Genomic DNA, 25,267 nt, shown 5'->3' on the forward strand with positions numbered 1-25,267 from the left:
TGCCCTCAGTGAGCCTCTGCTGTGGCATTGGCGATGTAAATGGCGGTCAGCGTCGTAAACACCAAAGCCTGAATAAAGCCGAAGAGAAGCCCCAGCAGCTGCATGGGAACCGGTGTCAAAGGCGCAAATAACCCCAACAAAACGGCGACCACCGTTTCCTCGCCAAAGATATTTCCGTAAAGTCGCAGGGACAGTGACAGCGGCTTAACAAGCTCTTCAATAAGATTCAAAGGGAACATGAGAAAGAAGGGCTGGAAAAAGTGCTTCAAGTATCCGACACCCTTCTCCCGCAATCCGGCAACCACAGAGGTGATAAAGGCCACAACTGCAAGCCCTGCCGTTACACTGAGGGTGCTCGTAGGCGGCGTAAAGCCCTTAACATGTCCGGCCAGCGGGAGAATACCCGACCAGTTGGAGATCAGAATAAAGAGGAAGAGGGTGGCCAGGATCGGAAAATAGCGGCGCGCCTTCTGCGGCCCCATAATGCCGCCGAAAAAGTTCAGCAAGGCTTCGATGGTATACTCCAGGAGGCACTGAAAACGGCCCGGTACCTTCTGCATCCGCCTGGTCGCTAAAAAGAAGACGAGCAGCAAAAACGCCATAATTGCCCACATGGTCGTTACGTGGCTGGTGACCTCTAGTCCGAAAACCGTAAACAGCACTTGACTACCGTGTTCCATCGACAAACCCCTTTCCAGGCTCCCACTATATCCCTTACATTACAACAATTTTAACCACTTTGCAATCCCCACGTCCAGAAGATAACTACTGCGGTTTTTTTTTGAAAGGACGCTTCCTGGCAGCGATGTATTCGCGCACTATAGTCACATTTTTCATCACAGTCAGCCCAACAGCAGTCCCCACGAGCATCCACATATCCCGGTAAACCAGGAACATGGCCAGGATATTGATGAAGTACCTCGTCAGATAGCAGTTGGTTACCGCCAGCATCCCCTGATCGGGCGGCCGGTCCTGGTTTTTTTTAATCGTCCACTGGAGATAGAAGTGGTTCCCGATGCTAACTGCCGCCCCCCACAAAAGGCCGAGCAGCAGGGATTGGTAGTTCACCGCGCCTCATCACTCCTTACCCCCGTTCTTACAGCCGTCCTCCAGAGCGCTGTTGACGAGCCTGAAAACGCCGCGGAACCCTGCTGCGACCCCAAATAGGGAGAAAATGATGGTCATCCAGGAGTCTTCTTTCCGGAACAAAAAAATATCCAGATAATGTCCCATATAATATCCTACCAGAACCGATGCCACCATGGTAACCCCAATATTCGTCATCAATGCCAGCGCCCGCCATCCTGAGCGGAATCTCTTCTTTTCGTCCATCTCTTTCTCCAAAATCTGTCATTTGAATGCAACGTGAAGAGGCTATGAATAATTATTATTCGCTCTTGATTATGGAAATCCTTCCAGACCCGGTGGATTAGCGAGAAAAATACTTGGCCTCGGCAGCAGGCCGAAACTCAGCTGGAGCGGCAGCCCGCCCGAAATAGGAGAGGATGGCCTGGACGATGCGCTGCGCTGCTCTGCCGTCACCGTAAGGGTTGACCGCCCCTGCCATTTTGAGATACGCCCCCTCATCGTCGAGCAGCCGGGAGACCTCTTCGGTAACCCGGTAACGGTCGGTCCCCACGAGACGGGCTGTGCCGAACGCCACAGCCTCCGGCCGCTCCGTCACCTGGCGCAGCACAAGCACCGGTTTTCCCAGGGCGGGAGCCTCCTCTTGAATGCCCCCGGAATCCGTAAGCACCAGGTAGGCCCTCTTCATGACATTGATAAAGGGAAGGTAGTCCAGCGGTTCGGTCAGGTAAACCCGCTGCACGCCGGTTAAAACCCCGGCCACCTCCCGGCGCACCGCCGGATTTTTATGCACCGGAAAAACCACCCCGACATCGGGATGCGCCAGCAGCACCTCCCGCAGAGCCAGGTAGACGTCCTGCAGGGGTTTCCCCAGGTTCTCGCGCCGGTGTGTCGTCAGCAGAATAACGCGCCCGTTCTCCTGAAACGCCCTGGCCAGTTCCGGTTCCAGCTGAAAAGGCTGCTCCGCCGCCTGGAAAAGGGCGTCGATGACCGGATTGCCCGTGACGAAGATCCTCTCAGCGGCAATCCCCTCTTTGAGCAAGGCATCCCGCGCCCGCTCCGTAGGCGCGAAATGCAGGTCGGAGAGGTGGGTCGTCAGGACCCTGTTGGTCTCTTCGGGAAAAGGGGCATACCTGTTGTAGGTGCGCAGGCCGGCTTCCACATGCCCCACCGGGATCCGGCTGTAAAAGGCGGCCAGTGCGGCGGTAAAGGTCGTCGTGGTATCCCCCTGGACCAGCACCAGATCGGGGCGCTCGCGGCCGAGGACCTCTTTCAGCCCGTGGAGCACCGCATCCGTCACGTCAAAAAGATCCTGCCCCGGGCGCATGACGGCCAGGTCGTAATCCGGCCGCAGGTTGAAGGTGTCCAGCACCTGGTCGAGCATCTCCCTGTGCTGGGCGGTCACCACAACCCTGGTTTCAATTTCGTCCGCATGCGCCCTCAATTCCCTGATCACGGGAGCCATTTTGATGGCCTCCGGCCGTGTCCCGAAGACGCACAAAACCCTGATCTTCTTCATGTCCACACCGCTTTCCCGGCGCTAATCCAGGCGCAAATAGTTCTTCTCAATCAGCTTCTGGATGTGCCGCTCCAGGGCGGCTCCGACATCGGCATCGTACTCCTCTTCCAGCACGAAGAGGAGGGAAACCGCCGTCTGGGCCACATCCAGCAGCTCCCGCAGCACCAGATCCACAACCTGCTTCTCGCTCAGGGATGTCCCTTCACCGCTCATTCCCCGAAACTTCCCGATGGCCTGAGCCAGCTCCCCGGCCTCCTCCATCAGCTTGAGGGCCGTGGACTCCAGCGTCGGCTTGAGATTATTCAGGCGCGGGAGCGTGATGTCCTTCGTCCTCATTTCTCCCATTCTCATCCTCTCCCTTGACATAACCCATACGGACCAGCCTCACCCCTGCCTCCCGGAAGATATCCAGGGCCAGGCTGTCGGGGTAATCCCCTTGAAAGTAAACCTCCCGGATCCCGGCATTGCAGATCATCTTGGCGCACAGGACACACGGCCTGTGGGTGATGAAAAACACCCCACCCTTGATGGAAATCCCGTGGACGGCCGCCTGGATAATGGCGTTCTGCTCCGCATGGAGGCCGCGGCACAGCTCGTGGCGCTCCCCCGAGGGGACGCGCAGCCTCTCTCGCAGGCAACCCACCTCGCTGCAGTGGGGGTGCCCCGCAGGGGCGCCGTTGTATCCGGTGCAGAGAATGCGCCTATCCCTGACGATGACAGCCCCTACCTGGCGCCTGAGACATGTGGAGCGCTTGGCCACAACTCGGGCAATCTCCATGAAGTACTCATCCCAACCCGGTCTTGCCATGTAACCCCTCCTGCCCGTGCACAGCAACGCCGCCGGGAGTAAACCCTGAGGGCTTTACTTTTTCCCCATTTATCGGTATCAGCGGAGCGCAACAGCTGTCTAACTCGCATAAATGGGAAACTCCCGGCAGAGCCTCGCCACGATCCGGCGCGCCTCCTCAATTCTGGCGGCATCCCCCCGGAAGGAAAGCACACAGTGGATCGCCCTCCCGATCTGCTCCATCTCCCGCTCCTTCATGCCCCGGGTGGTCACCGCAGGTGTGCCGATTCTGATCCCACTGGTAACCTGAGGCCCAAGAGCATCCCCCGGAACCATGTTCTTATTAACAGTTATCCCCACTTGATCCAGCATTAATTCGGCCTCACTCCCGGTGACATCCTTACTGCGCAGATCGACCAGGAGGAGGTGGTTGTCGGTTCCTCCGGACACCAGCGAAAAACCGTATTCCTTCAGCACTTCCCCCAGCCGGGAGGCATTCTGCACCACCTGCCGCTGATAGGAGCGGAAATCTTCACTGCCCGCCTCTTTCAGACAAACCGCCTTGGCGGCGATGACGTGCATCAGCGGCCCTCCCTGAATCCCGGGAAAGACCGCCTTATCGATCTTCTCCGCAAAGGACTTCCGGCAGAAGATCAGCCCACCCCGCGGCCCCCTCAACGTCTTGTGGGTTGTCGTCGTCGTGAAATCAGCATAGGGAATCGGGCTCGGGTGCAGGCCCGTCGCCACCAATCCGGCAATATGAGCCATATCCACTAAAAGATAAGAACCGCACTCCCGGGCAATTGCAGCAAAGGCCTCAAAATCGATGCGGCGCGGGTAGGCACTCGCCCCGGCGACGATCATGCGAGGGCGCACCTCTAGAGCCCGCTTGCGGATCTCCTCATAGTCGAGAAAGCCCTTTTGGTTGACACCGTAAAGATAACTCTCATAATAGCGTCCGGAGATGTTGACCCTGCTGCCATGTGTGAGATGCCCCCCGGTTTCCAGCCCCATCCCCAGAATGCGCTCCCCCGGTTTTAAAACCGCGAAATAAACCGCAGTATTGGCCTGGGTTCCGGAATGAGGCTGAACATTGACGTGCTCCGCCCCAAAGAGCTTCCTGGCCCTTTCTATGGCCAGCTCTTCCACAACATCCACGTGTTCGCAGCCCCCGTAGTAGCGGCGCCCCGGGTAACCTTCGGCGTACTTGTTGGTCATCACAGACCCCTGCGCCGCCAGCACGGCCCGGCTGGCATAGTTCTCCGAAGCGATCAGTTCCAGTTTCTCCCGCTGCCTCCGCTCTTCATCCCGGATGGCAGCCGCCACCTCCGGGTCAACGGGCAGCAGGTACTCATCGATGCAGTCCATTCCGTACCTCCTGCTATTCTTAGTCAACAGCGCTGTCTTCCCTTTTTTGAAGACACCTGCCGCAGAACTCCTCTTCGATCGAGCGGATCTTGTTGACTCTCCTTTCATGCCGCCCTCCTTGAAAGGCAGCCTGCAGCCAGGCTCTAACGATCTCACAGGCCAAACCGGCCTCTGTTACCCTTTCTCCCAGGGTTAAAACGTTGGCATCATTGTGTTCGCGGGCAGCGCGTGCGGTAAAGACATCATGGCAGAGGGCAGCCCTGACACCCGGAACCTTATTGGCGGCTATTACCATCCCGATCCCGGTACCGCAGATCAGGATACCGAACCTGCTCTCGCCGCGGGCGACCGATTCGGCAACCGGCCGGGCGATGTCAGGATAATCGACAGCCTCCGTGCTGTTCGTCCCGAAATCGACAAAGCTAACCCCCTCCCCTTTAAATTGCTCCTTAATCAGCTCTTTAAGGTTGTAACCGGCATGGTCGCTGCCAATGGCAATCTGCACTGTCACCACCCACCCCCGCATAAACGAAGTAGACTTCTAGGAGGCTGCCCTTTTTTCCTTCCGCGCACCGAACATTTTTCTACAACATCTTCCGCAGGCGCCGAAAAACGCCCTCCAGGGCGGATGCAAGCTCGGAGGCGCACTCCCGGTAGGCGGCCTCCGGCAGGCCGTAAGGGTCGGGAATGTCATACCCGGCCAGCTCCTTCTCCAAATCCTTTAATTCCTCCAGTTCCCCCCTGATGGCCCAGTTAAGGCCGTCTTTTAAAGCGGAGATCTCTTCGTCGATCTCCCGGAGGCGCTTCAGGACCTCCGCCCTCTCCTCCTCCAGGGCCTCGAGAGCGGACCCGTTGGCATTCCAGTATCTTTCCCCTTTATCCCTTATCCTCCTCATCACTTCGGCCAGCCGGGAAGATGCCGGAAAATCCCCGGCGTCGGCAAACTCCTTCAAAATGAAAATCCTATCCGCTGCCTCCGGGAACAGTTCTAAAAGGCGCCTCTTCTGGGCAGCCGTCATGGTCAGGATGAGGTCCGCCTGCCGCACCATCTCCTCGTTCAACTGCCGCGCCCGGTGGCCGGACAGATCGATCCCCTCCTTCTTGAGAACGGCACACGCCTGGCGGCTGGCCGCCGCCCCGGGGAAGGCGTCCAGCCCCGCCGAGCTTACCTCAACCTTCTCCGCCAGGTCGAAGGAGCGCAGGATTTTCCCGGCCAGCGCCTCCGCCATCGGGCTGCGGCAGGTGTTCCCGGTGCAGACGAACAATATGCGCATCACGCCCTATTTCACCCCGTTTCGAGATCAGAAAAACATTCTCACGCCAATCCCCGCCAGCACCAACCCCCCGGCGATCTCGGCCCACTTTCCTGCCCAGTGACCCAGCAGCTGCCCCAGGAGCAGACCGCAGGCGGTCATTGCGGCGGCCACCAGGCCCAGCACGACCACGAAAGCAGTCAGTCCCTTCATCGTTGCTCCCAACCCGATGCCGGCCCCGAAGGCATCAACGCTGACACTCCAGCTCAAAGCCAGAAGCCCGCCCCAGGAAGAGGCCGGTTTTGCCGGGGGAGGGCTCAGCATTTCCCTGAAGTCCCGCAAACTGAATGCGGTAACCCTCCACGGCCACCCCTCTCCGATCATCCTCAGCCCCAGGATAATCAGAATGAACCCTCCCATCCAGGCGGCCAGCCTTCCGATCAGAGCGCCCAGGTAATTACCAATCAGAACGCCGATCAGCGGCATCAACACATGGAATATCCCCACCATTCCGGCGGTGCTGATAATATAACGGCGGGAGCGATTTCCCATCCCCAACCCCAGGGCCAGGGAAAAGGCATCGGCACCGAGAGCAACGGCGACCAGGATCAACGTCAACAGTTCGTCCAACAGCGAAACCCTCTTTCAGAAGCTTGAATTCAGCGTTTTAGATTTCGTGCTGGGCGGAAGCCCGGGACAGGCGATTCATCACGGCCATCCCCATGCCCTCAGGCGCAACCGCCTCCACAAGCAGCACTTCCACCTCTCGCTCATCCCCCTCCCGAAGGGCGGCGAATAGCCTGCCGGCGATCTCCTCCGGGCGGAAACGGGAACCCAGTGCGGCAAGATAGAAGGGCGGCGGTTGAATGTCGCGGTAAGCCGGGAGATTTTCGCTCGTTGCCAGCACACCAACCCGGCGCCCGGGGTTCGCGGCAAGGAAGTTTCTAACCTTGGCCACCTGCTCCTGGGAGCTGCCGGTTACCACGATCACCTGCGCCCGGGGGGAATAGTGCCTGAAAAGCAGGCCGGGAGAGGGGGCGGCCCTCCTTCCCACTGCCCCCATACCCTGCGGGTTGTTTACAACCTCAGGCACAATCACCTTTCTCCCCAGCACAGCTTCGATCTCTTCCCTGGTCACGCCACCCGGCCTCAAGAGGACGGGGTGCTCGTCCGCCAGGCTGAGGATCGTCGACTCAACCCCGACCTCCGCAGGCCCCCCGTCGAGAATGATCTCGATTTTCCCCCCCAGATCCGCCAGCACATGCTCTCCCCTGGTGGGGCTGGGCCGGCCTGAAATATTGGCGCTCGGGGCGGCGATGGGAACACCGCTGGCCGCAATCAGGGCCAGGGCAATCCGGTTGGCCGGGTAGCGCAGGGCTACGGTGGGAAGCCCTGCGGTCACCTCATCCGGAATCCCCTCCGCTCGCGGCAGAATCAGGGTCAGCGGCCCCGGCAGGAACCGGCGGGCCAAAACCTCTGCGGCTGGCGGCCAGCTGCTCGCCAGCTCCCGCGCCTGTTCCAATGAGGCTACGTGGAGGATCAGGGGGTTCTCCGGCGGCCTCCCCTTCACCCGGAAGATCCTCTTCACAGACTCCGGGTCCATCCCGTTCCCCCCCAGTCCATAGACGGTTTCCGTAGGAAATGCCACCAGCCCCCCCCGGCGAATCACCTCAGCCGCTTCGGCGATCAGGTCGGGATCGGGATCAGCGGGGTCCAATTGCAGGTAGCGCGTTTTCTCCATCTCAGCACCAGCCAGTCGTAACTAGGATTTCCCAAAAAGATGCAGAATAATATCCTCTTCCACAATTAACATGCCTCTCACTATAACGCCATAATTCACCAAAATTTCTGATATTTAGTCATACTATCGGCATTTTCCCGCCGTCCGACTTTCGTATTCCCCCAAATAGTTATATAATCAAAGAGGTTCCTACTAAATTATAGCTCTTAAAGGAGGTACTGTCATTTGTTAGTCGGTCTAATAATCATTTTATTGCTCGTCCTGACACTGCCCTTCTTCGTCAAAGCGGTGGAGCACAACCTGGAGCCCTTTCTCTTTGTGATGGGGCTGGCGGCCACCGTCATTTCCGGAGTTCTGAGCGGACACCTGGTTGAGGAGATCTTCACCAATCATCTCATGTACATGATAACCGCTGCCGTCCTCGTTTTCGGCCTGCTGTTCTCTGTCTTTCAAAACCAGGTTCAAAAATGGATAAGGAGGATTTTGCATCACATCCCTCTGAATTTTTTCGTTTTTCTTGTCATCGCCATCCTGGGTCTGATATCCAGTATCATCACCGCCATCATCGCCGCCCTTCTGCTGTCGGAAATCATCAATGCCCTCCCCATGGAGAGGAAGAAAAAGGTCAACACCACCATCATTGCCTGTTTAGCCATCGGCATGGGGGCTGCCCTGACACCCATCGGTGAGCCGCTTTCCACAATCGTCATCTCTAAAATGGGAGAAAGCTTCTGGTACCTGGCCAGGCTCATCGGCATCTTCATCATACCAGGAGTCATCATTCTGGGCATCACCGGCAGCCTCGTGGCAGGTAAAGGGCAAAAGAATAATAATGAAGCCGAAGAGGGAGAAATCCCCGACCTGGAGGATGAAACCATAACCGGGGTTTTTATTAGGGCCGGAAAGGTGTTCCTTTTCATTATGGCCCTGGAGCTGCTTGGGGCAGGCTTCAAACCACTGATCGATACCTATATCATCCACCTGGACGGACGCCTCCTCTACTGGATCAACATGATCTCAGCCATCCTGGACAACGCCACTCTGGCGGCGGCAGAGATCAGCCCGGAGATGTCAGGCTTACAGATCGAGGGGATCCTGATGGGGCTTCTCATAAGCGGAGGGATGCTGATCCCCGGCAATATTCCCAATATCATATCCGCCGGGAAACTGAAGATCACCAGTTCCGAGTGGGCGCGCCTCGGCGTTCCTCTGGGGCTCGTCCTGCTGGTCACCTACTATCTGATCATCTTCATCCTCTAACAGCGGTTACCAGCCGGGGCAGGCCGCGGTAGTCCTTGTCGATACCGATCCTTCGCCAGCCCTCTCGGTCAAGGATACCGGCGAAGGCCGCGGCCTGCCCCGGCCCCACTTCGCAGGCCAGCAGGCCGCCGGAAGCCAGAAAAACGGCCGCCTGGGGCACCAGCCGCCGGTAGAGATCCAGCCCGTCCTCCCCACCATCCAGGGCAATCGAAGGCTCATAACGCACATCGGGAGGGAGGGTTGCCATTTCCGATGAAGGGATATAAGGGAGATTGGCGGCAACCACCGTTCCCACCCCTACCATACCCCTGGCAAGCAGGGGGGCCAGCAAATCCCCGTGCAGGAACTCCACCCTCTCCCCAACCCCGTTGCGGTGGGCGTTTTCCCGTGCCACCTCCAGTGCCCCGCAGGAAATGTCCGTCGCCAAAAGGCGCGCCCGGGGACTGTAGAAGGCCAGGCTTACGGCAACCGCACCGGAGCCGGTGCCGACATCGGCGATCAGCAGCTCCCCAGCCCCTTTCTTTTCCCTCAGGAAATCCAGCACCCTTTCCACCAAGAGCTCCGTTTCCGGACGGGGGATGAGCACCTCAGGGTTGACGGAAAAGGGAAGGGACATGAACTCCTTTTCCCCAGTGAGATAGGCTATAGGAACCCTCCGGCAGCGCCTCTCCAGGAGAGCGCAAAACTCCTTCACCACCCGGGAAGGAACTTCATCCTCAGAAAACACAAAGAGATCGGTGCGCTCCCGCTCCCAGGCATGTGCCAGCAGAACCTCCGCCTCCAGCCGGGGCGCCTCGATCCCATCTTCCCTCAATCTGATTGTTCCTTTCCGCAAAAGCTCCCTACAGGTCGTCATCACTCTGCCGCTTCTTCCGCGCCGGAAGCCTGTTCCTTCAACTGTTCGGCCCTGTCGGCAGCGATCAGGGCGGTGATCAACTCTTCCAGATCCCCTTTCAGGATCTCCGGAAGACGGTAAATGGTCAGCCCGATGCGGTGGTCGGTTACTCGGCCCTGGGGAAAGTTGTAGGTCCGGATCCGCTCGCTGCGATCGCCGCTTCCCACCATCGACCTGCGCAGGGAAGAAAGCTCACCCTGCTGCTCTTTCTGAGCCCTGTCGAGCAAGCGGGCGCGCAAAACACGCATGGCCTTTTCCTTGTTCTTGTGCTGGGACTTCTCATCCTGACAGGTAACGACGATCCCGGTCGGGATATGGGTAATCCTGACGGCTGACTGGGTGGTGTTGACCGACTGGCCGCCGGGACCGCTGGAACAGAAGATATCAATGCGCAGGTCCTGCGGATTGATCTCCACGTCCACCTCTTCAGCCTCCGGCAACACCGCCACCGTCGCTGCCGAGGTGTGAATGCGCCCGGCGGATTCCGTAACTGGGATGCGCTGCACCCTGTGCACACCGCTCTCATATTTCAATTTGCTGTAAACATGGTCACCGCTGACCTGGAAGATGATCTCCTTAAAGCCGCCCATATCGGTGGCATGGGAACTTAAAACTTCAACCTTCCAGCCCTGCTGTTCGGCGTAGTAGCTGTACATCCGAAAGAGATCTCCCGCAAACAGGGCGGCCTCTTCCCCTCCGGTTCCCGCCCGGATCTCCACGATGACATTCTTCTCATCCCGCGGGTCGCGCGGCAGGAGCATGATCTTCAGCTCTTCTTCGAGGCTTTCCTTCTTTTTCCGGAGTTCCACGAGCTCCGCCTCAGCAAGATCGCGCAATTCCGCATCGGCGCTCTCTTCCAACAGTGACTTGGTGCTCTCGATCTCCTGGCAGGTCTTTTTGAATTCTCTGAAAGCGGTCACAATATCCGTCAGCTCGGCGTGCCTCTTTGCATACTGACGCCATCTGTCGATGTCGGCAATCACCGCCGGATCGCCGAGTTTTTGCTCCAGGTCTATGTAAAGAGCTTCCAGGCTCGCCAGTTTTTCCATCATCTTTATCTACCCCCTTCTTCCACACCCTTTCGTCTGTAATACGCCGGGGGTCATTCCCCGGGAGCAGCCGGGGAAACGAGCACACATTTAAAAGCCGAAATGGCCACCTCGATCTGACCGGCATCAGGCTCACCTGTCGTCAGTTTCTGCAGCCAGAGGCCGGGGGCTATGAGCAATCCCATCCGATCTCTGTATCTCCTGGAACAGCGGATGAACTCGTACCCGAGGCCGGCGATCAAGGGGAGAAGAAGGAGGCGCGCCCCGAATTTCCACCACCAGGGGCCGTTTCCCACAAGAGCGAAAACCAAAATGCTGATCACCAAAACGATCAGCAAAAAGGAGGTCCCGCAACTGGGGTGCAGGCAGGATCGCCGCGCCACCTCCTCCACTGTGAGATCGGCTCCCTCCTCATAGGTGTTGATGACCTTGTGCTCCGCCCCGTGGTACTGAAAAACCCTCCGGATATCCTCAAATCTGCGGATAACCAGAAGGTAGAGCAGAAAAATGCCCAGCCGGGTTACCCCTTCAATGACATTCTGCCCGAAAATCCCCACCTGAAAACGGGCGATGTGCCCCAGCCAGGTGGGAAGCAGGATGAAAAGCCCAGTGGCGAATAGAACGGCGAAGGAGACCGTAAGGCCGATCTCCAGCGCCCCCAGGCTCTCTCCTCCATCTTCCCCGGAAACCAGGGAGGCGGAGAGGCTGAGACTCTTGATCCCGAGCACGAGAGACTCGAGCAGAACGACGGTCCCCCGGATCAGCGGCCACCTGAAAAAAGAAAATGCCTCCGTCCAGGGAGCGACATCTTCTTTGCGAACAACGATCTCTTCCCCCACGCGCACGGCAGTGGCAATCCCTTGAGGGCCGCGCATCATCACCCCGTCAATCACGGCCTGACCGCCGTATTGAAAGGGTGTAACGGATCTCTTACGGAGCAAGGCGCCGCTCTCCCTTCCGGATTGCCTAGCGACCGTACTTCTTCCGGAACCTTTCTACCCGTCCGCCTTTCTCCACGACCCGCGTTCTGGCCCCGGTATAGAAGGGATGGCAGTTGGAGCAAACCTCCACCCTCATCACCGGCTTGGTAGAGCCCACTTCAAACCGGGCGCCGCAGGCGCAGGTGATGACGGCCTTTTTATTATATTTCGGGTGGATACCCTCTTTCATCATCTCACCTCCAGTATCGTAACGGTGAATATTATAGCACAACGCCTGGTTTCCTGGCAAACGGAGTTTTGTCGCCCCTTTGTCGCCGTTTTTCAACCGGTTAGGGAGCAACCGGCTATCGCAAAGCAATACACCGGTCCTGTTAACCAACAACAGAACGGACAACCCTATCAATAACACCAGAGCTGCGAGGATCAGCCGAGGAGGGTGTGCAGGAGGATCGTCCAGATAACCATAAAGAGAAGGGCCGCCGGGTAGGTGGCGCCGTAGCCGGTGGCAACCTCATCGGTGCCGGCGGCATCAACGGCAGCGCCCAATCCAGGTGTACTGGTCATCCCACCGCAGATCGCTCCCGAGAGCAGGATCCAGTTGATCTTCCAGAGGTATCTCCCCACCAGAAATCCGACGAGTTCGGCAACAATCCCCGCCGCCAGCGCTATCAGGCAGAGGATAATCCCCTGCCCCCCCAGAACCTCAACCACACCCGCCCCGCTCTGAATGCCGACGATCGCCAGGAAAAGGGCCAGGCCGAGCTCCCGGAGGTCGCTGAGCACACCTGCGGACATCCTCGTGGTGAAAGGCCCTATTCTTCCTAAATACCCCAGCACCAGGGCGGATATAAGGACGCCCCCCGTGATCTCCAGCTTGATGGAGGTGGCCAGACCGGGTACAGGGATCGGTATGCTCCCGATGATAATACCCGCGGCGATGACGAAGGCGAAACCGATCAGATCGAAGCCGGCTTTACCTCTCCCGCCAGGCACCGTCCTGCCTTTAGACACCTGTTTCATTTCTTTCCGGTAAACCTCAAGCTCTCTTTTAACATCTATTTTGAAGATGACCGGAGCCAGCTGTACGAAAAGGATCACCAGCAAAACACCGAAGGGGTAGGCCACCGCATGGCCGACGGTAATGTTGGGATTGCCCCCGGTGGCCTCCAGGGCAGCCGCCAGGCCGGGGGAACTGGTGAGAGCCCCCGTGTAAGTCCCCGCCACCAGGTAGGGGTCGAATTCCCCCTTACAGAGAAGGGTCAATAGGTAGGTGGCCAGGGCGCCGCTGAAGGTGATGATCGCCCCGAGAAAGAGGAACCTCCAGCCGTACAGCCTCATTACCCTTCCTATGTCCTCCGCTGCCAGAAGCCCTACTGCCGAGATAAACAACACCAGGCTGAACTGGAAGAGCGCTTTGTCGGCCGTGCACCCTAAAGCCCCGGCTATTATTCCCACAAAAAGCGTCCCCGATGTCTCCAGACCGACCCCCTTGATTTTGAGCTTTCCCAGCAGCAGTCCCAGGGCAGTTGTCAGGAACAGGATAAAAAACTCGTTCTTAATAATGCTGTCGATGAATTCCCCCAAAATAAGCCCTCTCCCCTTCACCGGGTGCTGTTCTGTGTTGTTCAGGAATCCCGCCGCCTCAGCGCTGCCCCGGCCGGCAGAAGTGAAGCAGAAACTATGGGGCCGCTTCAAGCTGCTTTTTGCAACTTTTATGCCAGGAAAAGGCCGCATCAAAACCCCTTTCTATCCGGCTTTGAGAGAGCAGCCCGCACCGGTTCTTATTCCCCCCTGACTTAAAGGTTTAAGTCGATGTTGAAACATGAATTCCCCCAGTCCGAGATCCATAATCCGGCGAAGGGCTTAATCCGGCTTTCATGCGGCAGGATGCATAAAAAACAACGCACCCCTTTTCCACTCATTACCATGGATACATTATATTGTATCCATTGAATCCGGACATCCCATCCTCTTTGTTAAGAATCTCCGGACACTTTCCAGGTAATGATCGGAGCAAAACCGCTTTTTCGAGGGTGCGCTGTTCGTTTATACAGATACAGGCCTTGAACGGGGCTCAGGTCAGACCTCCGTTCGAGAAAAGGGTACGGGGCAGGGTCGAAAAACCCGTACCCCGATCGTACTCCCCTGTGACAAAATACCGGAGGGCGGCCATAAACATATTAGAGTTCGAATCTCTTTTCGCGGTAAGCCTTCAAGTAATTCATGCAGTAATCATCCCGACCCGCCAGGGTCTCGGCAGCGATCAGATTGGCCATCATCTGCTTGTCCAAAGGATTGATGATCAGGCTGTCCAGTCCCTTGGCAATGGCCATCACCGCAAAGTTCTGGTTCAAGAGTTTGCGCACGGGCAATCCATAGGAAATGTTGGAAAGCCCGCAGATGGTGTGAACTCCCGGGAACTTCGTCATGATCTCTTCAATGGCGTTGAGAAACTCCACCCCGAAGGTGCTCTTGGTGGAAACAGGCTGGACCAGGGGGTCCACATAGATATTCCCGAGGGGAATCCCCTTCTGGACAAGGCTGTTGATCAGTCTGTCGGCAATCTGCACCCTGTCGGCGCATGTCTCCGGCATCCCCTCATCGCTCATGCAGAGGGCCACAACCTTTAGCTCCGTACCCGCCAACATGGGAAGCATGGCCTCAAACCTTTCCTTTTCCAGGGAAATGGAGTTGATCATGGCAGTCCCTTGATGAACGGCGAGGGCCCTTTCGATGGCCTTGGGGTCGGGGCTGTCAATACAGCAGGGGGCAGGGACCACCTCCTGGACGATCTTCACCAGCCACTCCAGGTATTCGGCCTCCTTCCCGACGAAGATCCCGGCATTGACATCGATATAGTCGGCTCCGGCATCATACTGATCCCTGGCTACCTTCTGGATCGCCTCCGCGTCCTGAGCTTCGATCGCCGCAGCGATGGGCTTGCGGCTGGCATTGATCAATTCACCTACAACGAGCATCATTCTTTCCTCCTCACCGTTTTTCGCTGTTTTGGATTGATCCGTAAACTGGCAAAACCGCTTTTAGAAATTATTCAGCAACAGTCGTCCGCGGGCAGTTCCGGACCCGTTATTGCCCTCTCCAAACATACTCAAAGGCCCTGGCTCAACAATTCCTCCAGGTTACCGGCAACCGCAGCGGGATCCACGGAAATCCGGGCGACACCGCTCTCCATGGCCGCCCGGGCGACACCCGCCGCCACCTGCGGGGCAACCCTCCTATCAAAGGCATTGGGTATGATGTAATCCTCCCTCAGCTCCTCGTCCCCCACAAGACCGGCGATGGCGTAAGCCGCCGCTATCTTCATTTCCTCGTTGATCTGCCGGGCACGCACATCCAGAGCACCTCTGAAAACACCGGGAAAGGCCAGGCAGTTGTTGACCTGGTTGGGAAAATCCGAACGTCCTGTGCAGACGATCCGCGCCCCCGCCTCCCGCGCCGCATCGGGCATAATCTCCGGAACCGGGTTGGCCATGGCCATGACGATGGCATCGGGAGCCATCTTCCGCACCGCCTCCGGTGAAAGCACATTGGCGGCGGAAACCCCGATGAAGACATCGCTCCCCTTCAGCACATCGGCAAGCGTCCCCCGCAGCCTGTCTTTATTGGTAACGGCGGCGATTTTTTCCTTCTCGGGGTCCATTCCCCCCCGCCCCTCGCAAATCGCTCCTTGCCGGTCGCACATGACGATATCCTGCACGCCGGAGCTCAGGAGCAGCTTACAGATGGCTATCCCGGCGGAGCCGGCGCCGTTGATCACTACCCTGATCTCGCCCATCTTCTTGCCTACGAGCTTGAGAGCATTAAGCAGAGCGGCCAGGGTGACGATGGCGGTTCCGTGCTGGTCATCGTGAAAAACGGGTATGCTCATCTCCTCTTTCAAACGGCCCTCAATAGCAAAGCAGTCTGGCGCGCTGATATCCTCCAGATTGATGCCGCCGAAAGTGGGCTCAATGCTCTTGACGACCTGCACAACCTCTTCAACACTTCGGGCCCGGATGCAGACGGGGAAGGCATCGATCCCGGCAAAAACCTTGAAAAGCAAGGCCTTCCCCTCCATAACCGGCAGGGCGGCCTCCGGCCCGATGTCCCCCAGACCCAGCACGGCGGTGCCGTTGCTGACGACAGCCACCATATTCCACTTACTGGTATAATCATAGACCTTATCCACATCGGCGTGGATTTCTTGGCAGGGAACTGCAACACCAGGAGTATAGGCCAGACTCAGATCATAGCCGTTGTTCACCGCAACTTTTCCTTGTACCGTAATCTTTCCCCTGTACTTGTGATGCAACTCTAAAGCTTCTTCCCGTAATGACACAGCCATACCTCCCAGCCAATCGATTGTCTTTTTTACTGCACTCTCACCTCAGGTAAGATGGTACTGCCGAAAGGAATGATCAAGACGCTCTCCCCAGGCCTTAACTCCAGATCAGCCAGATCCTTAAGCGGTTGAAAATAGAAGCGGCGGGCGGTCTCATCATCCAGGGACGACTTCAGCAGCAGTTGGCACCTGCTCACCAATTTGGCTATGGAGACCGCTTTGTGTCCGCCGAAAACAAATCCTTGCCTCATCCGCTCCAGAATCTGCTCAGGTGAACTGCTATTAAGCATCCACTCCTCGAAAACATTGTTGCCGATCCCATCCTGCAGTTCGGCAACCAGCACGAGCCGGCCGCCCGTCTTCACCACCCGCGCCGCGCTCTCCAGGGCCTTCTGCGCCTGGTAGAGGTTGAGATCCTTGGGGTATCCGCCGGCGCTGACGACCACCACATCCGCCGGTGCATCCACGAAGACCTTGTAGTAGTTATCCAGCAGCCGGCACCCTTCCCTGTGGGCGGCCACAGGGTCCCCCGCCATCACCGCGAAGATCCCCTTTTGCGAGTTCAACAGTACATCCACCACAAATGTTCTGGGGAAGAAGCGCCCGAACTCCTCCATATCCTCCCGGACGGGGTTGCCGTCGGCAACGGCGGTCCCGGAGGCTGGGTCCATCATCATCTGGTGATTGTTCTCGATCGCCCTATAGGAGGCAACGCCCGGCAGGAGGGCCTTGAACCCCCCGGTGTAGCCGGCGTAATAATGGTACTCCAGATTCCCGGTCAGGACGACCAGGTCCGCTTCCGCCACCTCCGGGGTCACCTCGATGGGGGTTCCCCTCGAAGTTCTCCCCAGAAGCACGTAGTCGTGCGGTTCTACGGACCGGTATTTTTCAAAGACCTCCTCGCCGAGAATGCTGCGCCTCTCCTCTGCGGTCATCGAGCGATGGGTGCCCAAACCGAAAACGATGGTGACATCCTCCACCCGCACCCCGGCACCGTGCAGCTCCGCAAGGAGAGGGGGGAGGATCAGGTAAGTAGGTACAGGCCTGGTAATATCGCTGACGATGATCGCCACCTTTTCCCCAGGGGCCGCCAGTTCCCTCAAGGGACTGGCGCCGTGGGGATTTCTCAGAGCAGCCCTGACCGCAGCTGCGGGATCGGGCACGGGTTCCGGTTCTCCCGCCGGGGCCAGCCACTGCGCACGCTCCAGCAGAGCCGGGGGAAGGGGCAGTGTCGTCCGCCCGTATTTCAGTCCCTTCATCAAAAACCATCCTCCATCATTGTATTTGCACTTACACCCCGGCCAGCCAGTCCAACCCCAGTTCCAGCAGTTTTCCCTGACGCGGCCTGCCCGCTTCATCCCAGCCGGCCATGGCGTAGTACAGATCCAGGGCCTTCCGGAAATCATCAGGCGGTATGGCCAGACTCCCTTTGTTGGGGCCGCTCTTTAAGGGGGTGAAAAGACGCTCCGGTATGCGGTCATCATCACGCCCGAACCCCTCCCGACAGTTGAACAGCCGGGCCATAGTGTTAAGCCTTTCGCCGGTCTTCATCAATTCCCATAAGCTGGTTTCCCAGCCGGTCACCGCCTCGATGATCTCCAATAGAATATTATAAGGCGTAACACTGCGGGCGATAAACCCAAAAACGCAGGCACCCAGGGAATCGTAGCTGAAATTGAGAAAACTGGTATAGAGAATAGTTCTCACCTTCCGCCAGGAGAGATCCGTTGCCGGAACCCCCTCTAAAATCCCGAGAGGGCGTCCTGCCTTCTGCCCCAGGGGATTTCCGGGAACGAAGAAGGGATCGTGCTGGGCGTACTGATGGTCGGCACCCTGCGGGGCCAGGGCGTACTGCATCCCGAATCCGGTTTTGACCCTGGGGTCGTGCATGGGAAGCTCCTGTCCTTTGACGTGCATCAGGAACCTTTCCGAGCCCTTGCCGATCCTCTTCGCCAGGGCGACCGAACCGTCGGCCAGCCACTCCCCGAACCCCTCCCGGTAGGCGATCAATCGCAGCAGCTCCAGAAAGATACCCTTGTTGCCGAATCGCAGCTCCAGGCCGCCGGTATCTTCAAGGGTGAGCAGCCCGTTCTCAAAGCACTCCATGGCAAAGGCAATCGTCAATCCGGCGGAAATGACATCGAGGCCGTATCTGTTGCAAACCTCATTGGCCTTGGCAACCAGCCTCAGGTCGGAGATTCCGCAGCTGGAACCCAGGGAGGCCAGGGCCTCGTACTCCGGCCCGCCGTAACGGGGATCGACGTCGTACTCCCCGGAAACCCTCACGACCCGTTTACAGCGCACCGGGCAGGAGAAGCACCCTCCCCGCTTGACCAGGATCTCCTGGTTGAGCCTGGTGCCGGAGATTTCCTCATACCCCTCGAAGGTTCCATTGGTCCAGTTGCGGGTAGGAAGCGCCCCTGCAGCGTTATTCCCCTCAACACCACCGGGTGTGCCCATGTCGTGCAGGGCTTTGCTCAACGGATGGACCTTGGCCTCCGCCGAAACCCAGCGGGAGAGCTCTTTGAGCCTTTGCGGATCGCAGACCTCCACCCTTCCGGTTGCGCGCACGGCGATGGCCTTCAGCTTCTTGGAACCCATCACCGCCCCCAGACCGTTGCGCCCGTTGAAGTGCCCCAGCTCATTGAGGATGGCCGCGTAGCGGACGAGGTTCTCTCCTGCAGGCCCGATCTGGGCGATCCGCACCCGCTCATCCCCCAGCTCCTCCTTAATGGCAGCAGCGGCCGTCCCGGTCTCCAGGCCCCAGATTTTCCCGGCGTCCCGGATTTCCACCTTGCCGTCGTCGATCCAGAGGTAGACGGGAGCCTCCGCCTGCCCCTTGATGACTATGGCGTCATACCCGGCCGCCTTCAGCTCAGGCCCCCACCATCCCCCCGCCTCAGACTTACCAAAGGCGCCTGTAAGGGGTGACCTGGCGCATACAGTATAGCGGGGTACACAGGGCGCCACCGTTCCCGTCAGCAGCCCCGGTGCGAAAACCAGCAGGTTTTCCGGCCCCAGGGGGTCGACGCCAGGGGGCATGTCCTTCAGCATGTAGTAAAGGGCGATCCCCGGCCCCCCGCCGTAGGTGCGGTAAAAGTTCTCCCCCGGTTCCTCGACGGATATGTTTTTTCCCGTCAGGTCGACGTGCAGTATCCTGTTGTTGAACCCGTATGGCACCAGTTCCCTCTCCTTTCAGGATAATCGTCATTCGTACAATAACAGTTAACTACTGCATCCCTCTGCGAAGACTTCTTTCACGGACTCCTTAACCACCCCCGAAAATCGGGTAGAGGGCAACCCTGCAGCCGGGCTCCAGCGGGTCATCCGGCAGAAGCGACCTGCCTTCGCAGATCACCAGGTCAACCTCTCCGTGGTTGAGCCCGATTTTCTCCAACAGCTCCCTCACCGTCAGCGGCCGGTTGGCAGCGACGGTCACCAGGCCGTCGTCGTTGGAAACGAGATACCTGAGGCTGGAATAGAGCTCGACGGTGATCATGGCAGGTCACATCCCTCCTGGTACAGGTAAAGTGCTCTTCCTCCTTCCCGCAGGTGGGAAGGAGGAAGAGGCCGTCTTCTTAAAGTCTTGTTAATAAAACCCCATTTCAGGCATCAACGCTCTGCTGCTGATAAGACACGGCAGGCCGGTAGTCGATCGCCTCTTTCCTGGGCTGCAGATGCGGAAAGTCCTCCTTCAGCATCTTGATGCCGGAAATTATCAGCAAGATCAGGACCGGCGTCAACGGCAGGGCGGCAATGATCGATGAAAGCTGCACAGGCTGGAGGCCGCCCACGACCAGGAGCCCGATGGAAACGGATGCCAAAGCAATCGCCCAGATGACCCTGTGCCAGCGGGCGGGCTGCTCATCCCCACGGAGCTTTTTAGTGCACACCGAAGCCAGGGTATAGGCCGTGGAGTCCACGGTGGTGGCGAGGAAGATGAAGATCAGCACCGTCCAGATAAACATGGCGATCTTCGACAGAGGAAGGGTCTGCAATGTCGCCACGATCACGGCGAACTGCCCGCTCTCATTCATGATCTGGGTCAGCGGAGCAATGTGGTTGGCCTCCACGAAAAGGGAGTAGCCGCCGAAGATGGCCATATAGAGCCAGCACCCCAGAGTGCCCCAGAAGCATTCGGCAATTACCAGTTCCTTTATAGTGCGCCCCTTCGAAATCCGGGCGACGAAGAGCCCCATCATCGGAGCGTAGGCGATCCACCAGGCCCAGTAGAAGACAGTCCAGGCCTCGGGGAACCCGCTTCGAGTGATGGGATCCATCCAGAAGGTCATGCGGAAGAAATTGTTGAGCAGCAGTCCCAGGCTGTTAGTGGTCATCTTCAGAATGAACACAGTGGGGCCCGCCAGCAGAACAAAAGCGATCAGTACGAAAGCGAGGTAGAGGTTGATATCGCTGAGCACCTTGATGCCCTTGCTCAATCCCCTGTAAACACTGGTGCCGAAAATGCAGAGCCAGATAAGGACGATAACCAGCTGCAGCCAGATAGAATCCTCAACCCCGAAGAGGCCTTGGAGCATGGCCGATACCGCCGGAACCTCGAGGCCGAGGGAGGTGCCCACGGCGCCGACCAGCCCGAAGCAGATCAAGACGTCAATGATAACTCCAACCCACCCGTCGACAAGCTTCCCAAAGATGGGGCGCAAGGCGGTGCTAAATCGCAATGTCGGCTCCTTGCGGACAAAAACAGCATAGGCGATGGGGATCGTGGGAATGCAGTAGATCGCCCAGGCGCTGAACCCCCAGTGGAACATGCCATAGAGGTGCGCCCATTCGAAAGCCAGCGGCGAACCGGGCTTAACCCCGAAGGGAGGGCCGTTCAGGTAAAAAATGGGCTCCATAATGCACCACATCATGATCCCCCCGCCGATCCCGGCGGCGAAGAGCATGGCGATCCAGCTGAAGGTGGAGAACTCCGGCTCCTCATCGGGGCCGCCCAGCTTGACATTCCCGTACCTGCCGAGGGCCAGCCAGATCAGCACCGCAAAGCAGAAGAACCCGAACAGCAGGAAAAACCAGCCGAAGTGATCGGTAATAAAGGACCAGACGGCATTGACCGCTCTTCCCCCTTGCTCCGGCCAGATGGCCAGGGGTACGCTCAAACCAAGTACAACAAGTAATGAAGGCCAAAACACAGCGTGATTGATTTCGCCTCTTTTTTCCATGGCATTACCTCCTGAAATTGATTGATCGAACTTTCAGCCGCAGGCTGGCAGGCGACTCAGGCGGCGGAATAACTCACGATAAGAATTGTTCTCACCAAAGTTAGCGCCGGTCTTGCGATCGGTTCCTCATCAAGCGCCGCTTTTTACTGCCGGGGCACCTCTTTTACCGTCAGGGGTTACTCCCCTAGCTCTCTTTCTGCCCTGGCGATGATTTTGTCGAGCTCGGCATCAACTTCGGGGCTGAGCGGCTCCACCCGGTGCGACGCCAGCAATTCCTTTGCCTTCTCCCTGGCGATATCTTCAAGCCTGGGGCAACCCCTGGCCTCCCACTCTTCAAAGGTCAGGCGCTGGGAGATCACCGGCCTCCAGAGTTCACCCGCCCGCAGGTGCTTTCTCGTGTGCTTGTGCTCGAGGAAGCTGATCCCCTTTTCCACCACCTCGTCGACGATGGCCACGGCCAGTTTATCCTCATTGACCTCCAAACCCTTAACAGTATGCTGGATGATGGATGACATCTCATTGTCGATGACCAGCATCTCGTAGCTCCCTACCAGGGCGTTGTCGACGCTACCGGCGGTGCCACAGAAGTCGATCCCGATCAAGGCAGGCAGGAGGGCGTTGTAGATGCGCTCGTACCCGCTCTGGGCATCCGCCGCCTTGGAGGCACCGGTAAAGCAGCCCGCCCCGCGGGCAATCCCGTAGTGCCTGGCCAGCTGCACCGCCAGGGCTCCACCGATTCCCATTTCCGGTATCGCCCAGAGCGCCACCCCTGTTCTCATGTCCATAATGCCTCCCGCCCGCGGCGACATCACCACCCGATGGCCGGGGCTCATCAACTGGCAGGCGATGACTGCCGCCAGTATTTCGGCATTATGCTGGGCGACATTGCCCAGGATAGTAATGGGGGAGGTTGCTCCCATGATGGGAGCGGGATCGATACCTAAGGGCAGACCTGCCTCTACCACATCCATCAAGGCCTCAGCAGGCCCCGTACCGAAGTCCAAAGGGCTGATGGGGGAAACCTCATAGTAGCCCAATCCCTTCTCCCGCAGGGCCTCCTCGCTACCCGCTACGGCCAGCAAGACATCATGAATATAAGGCCATTCATCATGCGACTCCAGGCAGAGCCTGATCGGCTTCGTCGTGTTGCGCAGCAACGTCGCAGCTTCGATGGTTACTATTGCTTTTTGAGAAACATCGCGCGGGTAGAGAGGGGAGACGACGTTGATAAATTCCAGGGCATCGGCCAGGCGTGTGAAGTCCTGAAGGTCCTTCAAAAGGGCATCCCTTCTCTGCCCTGTTTCCAGATCGATCACCGCCGGCATGCCTACACATACCTGTCCGTAGGCCCTGTTCCGGCACAGCTCGAGAACATGCTCTCCGTTGCGGCTGGTGATCTCCCACGGCCCGGGGACGGACTTGAGCGCCTTTTCGATGACATCATCGGTAAAGGTAATGCGGTCCTTCTTCTCCTTACACCCGTTGTCCAACAAGAGGCTCCTGAACTTCGGCGAGGTCGTTCTGATGCCGGTGTTTTTCAAAATCTCCACACTGGCCTCATGCACCTTCATCAATTCTTCTTCCGGCAATATTTCGAATTTCATACCGCAATCCCCCTGTTGTTTACGGTCTTAAGCAGTCCTGCCTATAAGCCGCCTGGCAAGCTTCACTGCGGTCGTGGCATCCTCGGCATAGCCGTCGGCTCCGATCTGGTCGGCCCAGGTCTGGTTGATAGGAGCTCCCCCGATCATCACCTTGACCGAATCACGGAGCCCTTCCTCCTTCAATGTTTCGATGATCTCCTTCTGCTTGCCGACGGTGGTCGTCAGTAAGGCCGAAATACCGACGATGTCGGGCTTCAATTCCTTGATCTTTTCGATAAATCTGTCGGTGGGAACGTCGACCCCGAGGTCGATCACTTCAAACCCCGCCGACTTCAGCATCATGATGACGATATTCTTCCCTATCGAATGCAGGTCTCCGTGCACCGTCCCCATGATCACCCGGCCGATAAACTCCCTGTTGACACCTGCCAGCAGGGGCTCCAGAACGGCGATCCCGGCTTCCATAGCCTTAGCCCCGAGCAGTAAATCCGGAAGGAAATACTCCCCGGCTGCGAAGCGGTCGCCGACCACTTCAATCCCCGGGGTCAAACCCTCGTTGATTATCCTCAAGGGTTCAATACCGGCCTCCAGGGCCTTCCGGGTCAGCTCTGGAACCGCATCTTCGTCCCCTTCGATCACCGCCTCCGCTACTTCCTTCAAGATATCCACCTTTTACCAGGGCACCTCCTTGTCGTTATATTTTTTACATGGGGCCGCCGTGAAGGCGGTCCCATGAATAGAACCGGAACCCGCTATTTCTTCTTGAGGCCGTACTCCTCTTCGGCCTCTTCGACGATCTCCCTGATCTTCTCCGGCACACCCGGCGGCAGCGGTTCGGGTTTATGGGTTTCCAGTATATGGATGGCTTCCTCGTAGGCCCTGGCCGTCAGATCCTTCCCGCCCTTTTCGAGCCAGGCATCACGCATCCGGCGATCGAGCAGCTTGCTCTGAGACTGTTCTTTCCTGAAGTTCTTGAAAGTGTGCTCCTTGGTCACGAATTCACCGGAGGATCCCACCTCCTTGATGAGATCCACGGCGAGGGTATCGTCATTGACCGGAATTCCCTGGAGCACCCTGTTGATCATCCTGGCGATCTCGTTGTCAATTACCATCTGAGCGAAATCGAAAGTGACCCCCAGTTCCAGCATCCCCAGTCCGTAAATCAGGTTCGCGCCACCTAGCGCCGCCATCAGACCGGTGATGGTCTTTTCGTGAGCCGCCTGGGCGTCGGGAATCTTGCTGTCAGCCTATCCTCCGGCCACCCAGCTGGGAAGGAGATAGTATTGGGCCAGCTGGGCAACTGCTGCATTGATCATCCCCAGCTCTGGAGAACCGACGGGGGCGGTTGCCGTCTTCAGGTCCATAATGGTGGTGGAGCTGCCGTAGATAACCGGTGCCCCCTTGCGGGTGGCCTGACTCAGGACGATCCCGCCCAGCACTTCAGCGTTGTGAGTCACCAGCGTTCCTGCCAGGGTAACCGGCGACGTTGCCCCCGCCATGGCCATGGAGATGAAGCAGACGGTGATCCCCTGCCGGGCGGCCTCGATGACGATGTCGCAGCACTCGGTTGCAACCAGCTTCAAGGGGCTGGTCGGACAGACAATGGTGCTGTAGATCGGCCTCTCCCGAAGCTTGTCCTTGCCGCCCACGATGGCCGCCGCCATCTCCACGATCTTCTTGAAGTTCTGGACGTTCATGGCGCCGATGAAGCAGTGCTTGGAAATATTGGGGAAGATGGCCTCGGCGTTGTGCAACGGCTGCACCGGACCCGGCATCTCGTCGGCGCCTACCGCCCTGTTGTGCACCACGACCTGGTCAAGGGCATCGCAGATGAGGGCAGCTTTGGCCACATCGTCCTTGGTGGAGGGCCGGTACTCCTTAGTGTAGGGGTCGATGACCCGCAGCCCCTCGCCGAAATTCAGGAAACCGACGCGCTTGCCATCGATCACGTAGTCGTACTTCGGGTTCCTGCCGGCCAGGACGATGGTGCTGGGGGCAGAGCGGATGGCATCTTCCACCAGGTACGGGGGGAACTTGACGATCTCTTTTTCCTCGTCCACGATCGCCCCCGCTCCGTCCAGAATCTCCCGCGCCTCCTTGCTCCCGACATAGAGCCCGGTGTCGCGCATCACCTCCAGTGTGGCGCAGTGGATGGCAAACAACTCGTCTTCGCTAAACATTCTCAACCCGATTCCGTCAACCCGGCTGAATCCCGCCTGTAAGCTTCTGATCAAGGATC

Annotated in this window: 25 protein-coding genes and 1 pseudogene; 1 reads left to right on the forward strand and 25 read right to left on the reverse strand. The window is 58.2% G+C overall.

Features of this window, described 5'->3' with window-relative positions:
* Window positions 1-5 precede the first annotated feature (5 nt).
* The 11 genes from atpB to TPH_RS13655 all read right to left on the reverse strand — a co-directional run bounded on the left by atpB (window position 6) and on the right by TPH_RS13655 (window position 7,754).
* A complete protein-coding gene (gene atpB / locus TPH_RS13605; RefSeq protein WP_015051767.1) occupies window positions 6-680 on the reverse strand; it encodes a F0F1 ATP synthase subunit A in 675 nt (224 codons plus the stop codon).
* An 85-nt stretch (window positions 681-765) separates the two neighbouring features.
* Entirely contained in the window at window positions 766-1,068 is a 303-nt protein-coding gene (locus TPH_RS13610) for an ATP synthase subunit I (protein ID WP_015051768.1), read from the reverse strand.
* A 9-nt stretch (window positions 1,069-1,077) separates the two neighbouring features.
* Complete coding sequence (locus tag TPH_RS13615) at window positions 1,078-1,332, reverse strand: AtpZ/AtpI family protein (protein WP_015051769.1); 255 nt, start codon at window positions 1,330-1,332, stop codon at window positions 1,078-1,080.
* A gap of 97 nt (window positions 1,333-1,429) precedes the next feature.
* Window positions 1,430-2,605: a non-hydrolyzing UDP-N-acetylglucosamine 2-epimerase gene (gene wecB, locus TPH_RS13620; protein WP_037999152.1), complete on the reverse strand. Its 1,176-nt coding sequence runs from the start codon at window positions 2,603-2,605 to the stop codon at window positions 1,430-1,432.
* 21 nt (window positions 2,606-2,626) lie between these two features.
* Window positions 2,627-2,950, reverse strand: coding sequence for a MazG-like family protein (locus TPH_RS13625; protein ID WP_015051771.1), 324 nt, complete (start codon window positions 2,948-2,950; stop codon window positions 2,627-2,629).
* On the reverse strand, window positions 2,904-3,413 hold the full coding sequence (locus TPH_RS13630; RefSeq protein WP_015051772.1) for a deoxycytidylate deaminase: 510 nt from the start codon (window positions 3,411-3,413) through the stop codon (window positions 2,904-2,906). Before TPH_RS13630 ends, TPH_RS13625 begins: the two co-directional genes overlap by 47 nt.
* Before the next feature lie 99 nt (window positions 3,414-3,512).
* On the reverse strand, window positions 3,513-4,760 hold the full coding sequence (locus TPH_RS13635) for a serine hydroxymethyltransferase (RefSeq protein ID WP_015051773.1): 1,248 nt from the start codon (window positions 4,758-4,760) through the stop codon (window positions 3,513-3,515).
* A 19-nt stretch (window positions 4,761-4,779) separates the two neighbouring features.
* Window positions 4,780-5,271 carry a ribose 5-phosphate isomerase B gene (rpiB, locus tag TPH_RS13640; protein WP_015051774.1) on the reverse strand — a complete coding sequence of 164 codons (492 nt, stop codon included), beginning with the start codon at window positions 5,269-5,271 and terminating at the stop codon, window positions 4,780-4,782.
* A 73-nt stretch (window positions 5,272-5,344) separates the two neighbouring features.
* Complete coding sequence (locus tag TPH_RS13645; protein WP_015051775.1) at window positions 5,345-6,034, reverse strand: low molecular weight protein arginine phosphatase; 690 nt, start codon at window positions 6,032-6,034, stop codon at window positions 5,345-5,347.
* A 27-nt stretch (window positions 6,035-6,061) separates the two neighbouring features.
* Window positions 6,062-6,643 carry a manganese efflux pump MntP gene (locus TPH_RS13650; protein ID WP_015051776.1) on the reverse strand — a complete coding sequence of 194 codons (582 nt, stop codon included), beginning with the start codon at window positions 6,641-6,643 and terminating at the stop codon, window positions 6,062-6,064.
* A gap of 37 nt (window positions 6,644-6,680) precedes the next feature.
* Window positions 6,681-7,754: an L-threonylcarbamoyladenylate synthase gene (locus TPH_RS13655; protein WP_015051777.1), complete on the reverse strand. Its 1,074-nt coding sequence runs from the start codon at window positions 7,752-7,754 to the stop codon at window positions 6,681-6,683.
* A 225-nt stretch (window positions 7,755-7,979) separates the two neighbouring features.
* Between TPH_RS13655 and TPH_RS13660 the strand changes: the two genes are divergently transcribed.
* Window positions 7,980-9,014 carry a DUF1646 family protein gene (locus TPH_RS13660; RefSeq protein WP_015051778.1) on the forward strand — a complete coding sequence of 345 codons (1,035 nt, stop codon included), beginning with the start codon at window positions 7,980-7,982 and terminating at the stop codon, window positions 9,012-9,014.
* On the opposite strand, the gene prmC is transcribed toward TPH_RS13660, so the two are convergent.
* The 14 genes and pseudogenes from prmC to mttB all read right to left on the reverse strand — a co-directional run bounded on the left by prmC (window position 9,004) and on the right by mttB (window position 25,208).
* Complete coding sequence (gene prmC / locus TPH_RS13665; RefSeq protein ID WP_015051779.1) at window positions 9,004-9,870, reverse strand: peptide chain release factor N(5)-glutamine methyltransferase; 867 nt, start codon at window positions 9,868-9,870, stop codon at window positions 9,004-9,006. The two genes, TPH_RS13660 and prmC, sit on opposite strands and share 11 nt — an antisense overlap.
* On the reverse strand, window positions 9,870-10,961 hold the full coding sequence (gene prfA, locus TPH_RS13670) for a peptide chain release factor 1 (protein WP_015051780.1): 1,092 nt from the start codon (window positions 10,959-10,961) through the stop codon (window positions 9,870-9,872). The genes prmC and prfA overlap by 1 nt, the downstream gene beginning before the upstream one ends.
* Window positions 10,962-11,011: 50 nt before the next feature.
* Window positions 11,012-11,899 (reverse strand): DUF1385 domain-containing protein, encoded by an 888-nt coding sequence (locus TPH_RS13675; protein ID WP_015051781.1) that lies wholly within the window; start codon window positions 11,897-11,899, stop codon window positions 11,012-11,014.
* Between the two features lie 25 nt (window positions 11,900-11,924).
* On the reverse strand, window positions 11,925-12,128 hold the full coding sequence (rpmE, locus tag TPH_RS13680; RefSeq protein ID WP_015051782.1) for a 50S ribosomal protein L31: 204 nt from the start codon (window positions 12,126-12,128) through the stop codon (window positions 11,925-11,927).
* 194 nt (window positions 12,129-12,322) lie between these two features.
* Complete coding sequence (locus TPH_RS13685; protein WP_201764460.1) at window positions 12,323-13,483, reverse strand: aspartate-alanine antiporter-like transporter; 1,161 nt, start codon at window positions 13,481-13,483, stop codon at window positions 12,323-12,325.
* Window positions 13,484-14,079: 596 nt separating this feature from the next.
* Complete coding sequence (locus TPH_RS13690; RefSeq protein WP_015051784.1) at window positions 14,080-14,880, reverse strand: methyltetrahydrofolate cobalamin methyltransferase; 801 nt, start codon at window positions 14,878-14,880, stop codon at window positions 14,080-14,082.
* A gap of 128 nt (window positions 14,881-15,008) precedes the next feature.
* Window positions 15,009-16,238, reverse strand: a complete 1,230-nt coding sequence (locus tag TPH_RS13695; protein WP_015051785.1) for an NAD(P)-dependent malic enzyme — start codon at window positions 16,236-16,238, stop codon at window positions 15,009-15,011.
* 32 nt (window positions 16,239-16,270) lie between these two features.
* On the reverse strand, window positions 16,271-17,500 hold the full coding sequence (locus tag TPH_RS13700; protein ID WP_015051786.1) for a nickel-dependent lactate racemase family protein: 1,230 nt from the start codon (window positions 17,498-17,500) through the stop codon (window positions 16,271-16,273).
* A 31-nt stretch (window positions 17,501-17,531) separates the two neighbouring features.
* Window positions 17,532-19,421 (reverse strand): aldehyde ferredoxin oxidoreductase family protein, encoded by a 1,890-nt coding sequence (locus tag TPH_RS13705; protein WP_015051787.1) that lies wholly within the window; start codon window positions 19,419-19,421, stop codon window positions 17,532-17,534.
* An 88-nt stretch (window positions 19,422-19,509) separates the two neighbouring features.
* Window positions 19,510-19,740: a ubiquitin family protein gene (locus TPH_RS13710; RefSeq protein WP_015051788.1), complete on the reverse strand. Its 231-nt coding sequence runs from the start codon at window positions 19,738-19,740 to the stop codon at window positions 19,510-19,512.
* A 106-nt stretch (window positions 19,741-19,846) separates the two neighbouring features.
* Window positions 19,847-21,424 (reverse strand): BCCT family transporter, encoded by a 1,578-nt coding sequence (locus TPH_RS13715; RefSeq protein WP_015051789.1) that lies wholly within the window; start codon window positions 21,422-21,424, stop codon window positions 19,847-19,849.
* Window positions 21,425-21,600: 176 nt separating this feature from the next.
* Window positions 21,601-23,028: a trimethylamine--corrinoid methyltransferase gene (locus TPH_RS13720; protein WP_015051790.1), complete on the reverse strand. Its 1,428-nt coding sequence runs from the start codon at window positions 23,026-23,028 to the stop codon at window positions 21,601-21,603.
* Between the two features lie 27 nt (window positions 23,029-23,055).
* A complete protein-coding gene (locus TPH_RS13725; protein ID WP_148275926.1) occupies window positions 23,056-23,697 on the reverse strand; it encodes a corrinoid protein in 642 nt (213 codons plus the stop codon).
* Window positions 23,698-23,780: 83 nt separating this feature from the next.
* Window positions 23,781-25,208: pseudogene (gene mttB, locus TPH_RS16100) on the reverse strand ([trimethylamine--corrinoid protein] Co-methyltransferase).
* Window positions 25,209-25,267 lie beyond the last annotated feature (59 nt).

This window comes from Thermacetogenium phaeum DSM 12270, from assembly GCF_000305935.1.
Lineage (GTDB): Bacteria > Bacillota > DSM-12270 > Thermacetogeniales > Thermacetogeniaceae > Thermacetogenium > Thermacetogenium phaeum.

Excerpts from the sequence above, each read along its gene's own strand:
- TPH_RS13690 (WP_015051784.1), bottom strand. The coding sequence starts at position 14,880 with ATGATGCTCGTTGTAGGTGAATTGATCAATGCCAGCCGCAAGCCCATC.
- prmC (WP_015051779.1), bottom strand. The coding sequence starts at position 9,870 with ATGACGACCTGTAGGGAGCTTTTGCGGAAAGGAACAATCAGATTGAGG.
- TPH_RS13630 (WP_015051772.1), bottom strand. The coding sequence starts at position 3,413 with ATGGCAAGACCGGGTTGGGATGAGTACTTCATGGAGATTGCCCGAGTT.
- TPH_RS13625 (WP_015051771.1), bottom strand. The coding sequence starts at position 2,950 with ATGGGAGAAATGAGGACGAAGGACATCACGCTCCCGCGCCTGAATAAT.
- TPH_RS13655 (WP_015051777.1), bottom strand. The coding sequence starts at position 7,754 with ATGGAGAAAACGCGCTACCTGCAATTGGACCCCGCTGATCCCGATCCC.
- TPH_RS13710 (WP_015051788.1), bottom strand. The coding sequence starts at position 19,740 with ATGATCACCGTCGAGCTCTATTCCAGCCTCAGGTATCTCGTTTCCAAC.
- TPH_RS13615 (WP_015051769.1), bottom strand. The coding sequence starts at position 1,332 with ATGGACGAAAAGAAGAGATTCCGCTCAGGATGGCGGGCGCTGGCATTG.
- wecB (WP_037999152.1), bottom strand. The coding sequence starts at position 2,605 with ATGAAGAAGATCAGGGTTTTGTGCGTCTTCGGGACACGGCCGGAGGCC.
- atpB (WP_015051767.1), bottom strand. The coding sequence starts at position 680 with ATGGAACACGGTAGTCAAGTGCTGTTTACGGTTTTCGGACTAGAGGTC.
- TPH_RS13635 (WP_015051773.1), bottom strand. The coding sequence starts at position 4,760 with ATGGACTGCATCGATGAGTACCTGCTGCCCGTTGACCCGGAGGTGGCG.
- rpmE (WP_015051782.1), bottom strand. The coding sequence starts at position 12,128 with ATGAAAGAGGGTATCCACCCGAAATATAATAAAAAGGCCGTCATCACC.
- TPH_RS13645 (WP_015051775.1), bottom strand. The coding sequence starts at position 6,034 with ATGCGCATATTGTTCGTCTGCACCGGGAACACCTGCCGCAGCCCGATG.
- TPH_RS13700 (WP_015051786.1), bottom strand. The coding sequence starts at position 17,500 with ATGAAGGGACTGAAATACGGGCGGACGACACTGCCCCTTCCCCCGGCT.
- TPH_RS13715 (WP_015051789.1), bottom strand. The coding sequence starts at position 21,424 with ATGGAAAAAAGAGGCGAAATCAATCACGCTGTGTTTTGGCCTTCATTA.
- TPH_RS13720 (WP_015051790.1), bottom strand. The coding sequence starts at position 23,028 with ATGAAATTCGAAATATTGCCGGAAGAAGAATTGATGAAGGTGCATGAG.
- prfA (WP_015051780.1), bottom strand. The coding sequence starts at position 10,961 with ATGATGGAAAAACTGGCGAGCCTGGAAGCTCTTTACATAGACCTGGAG.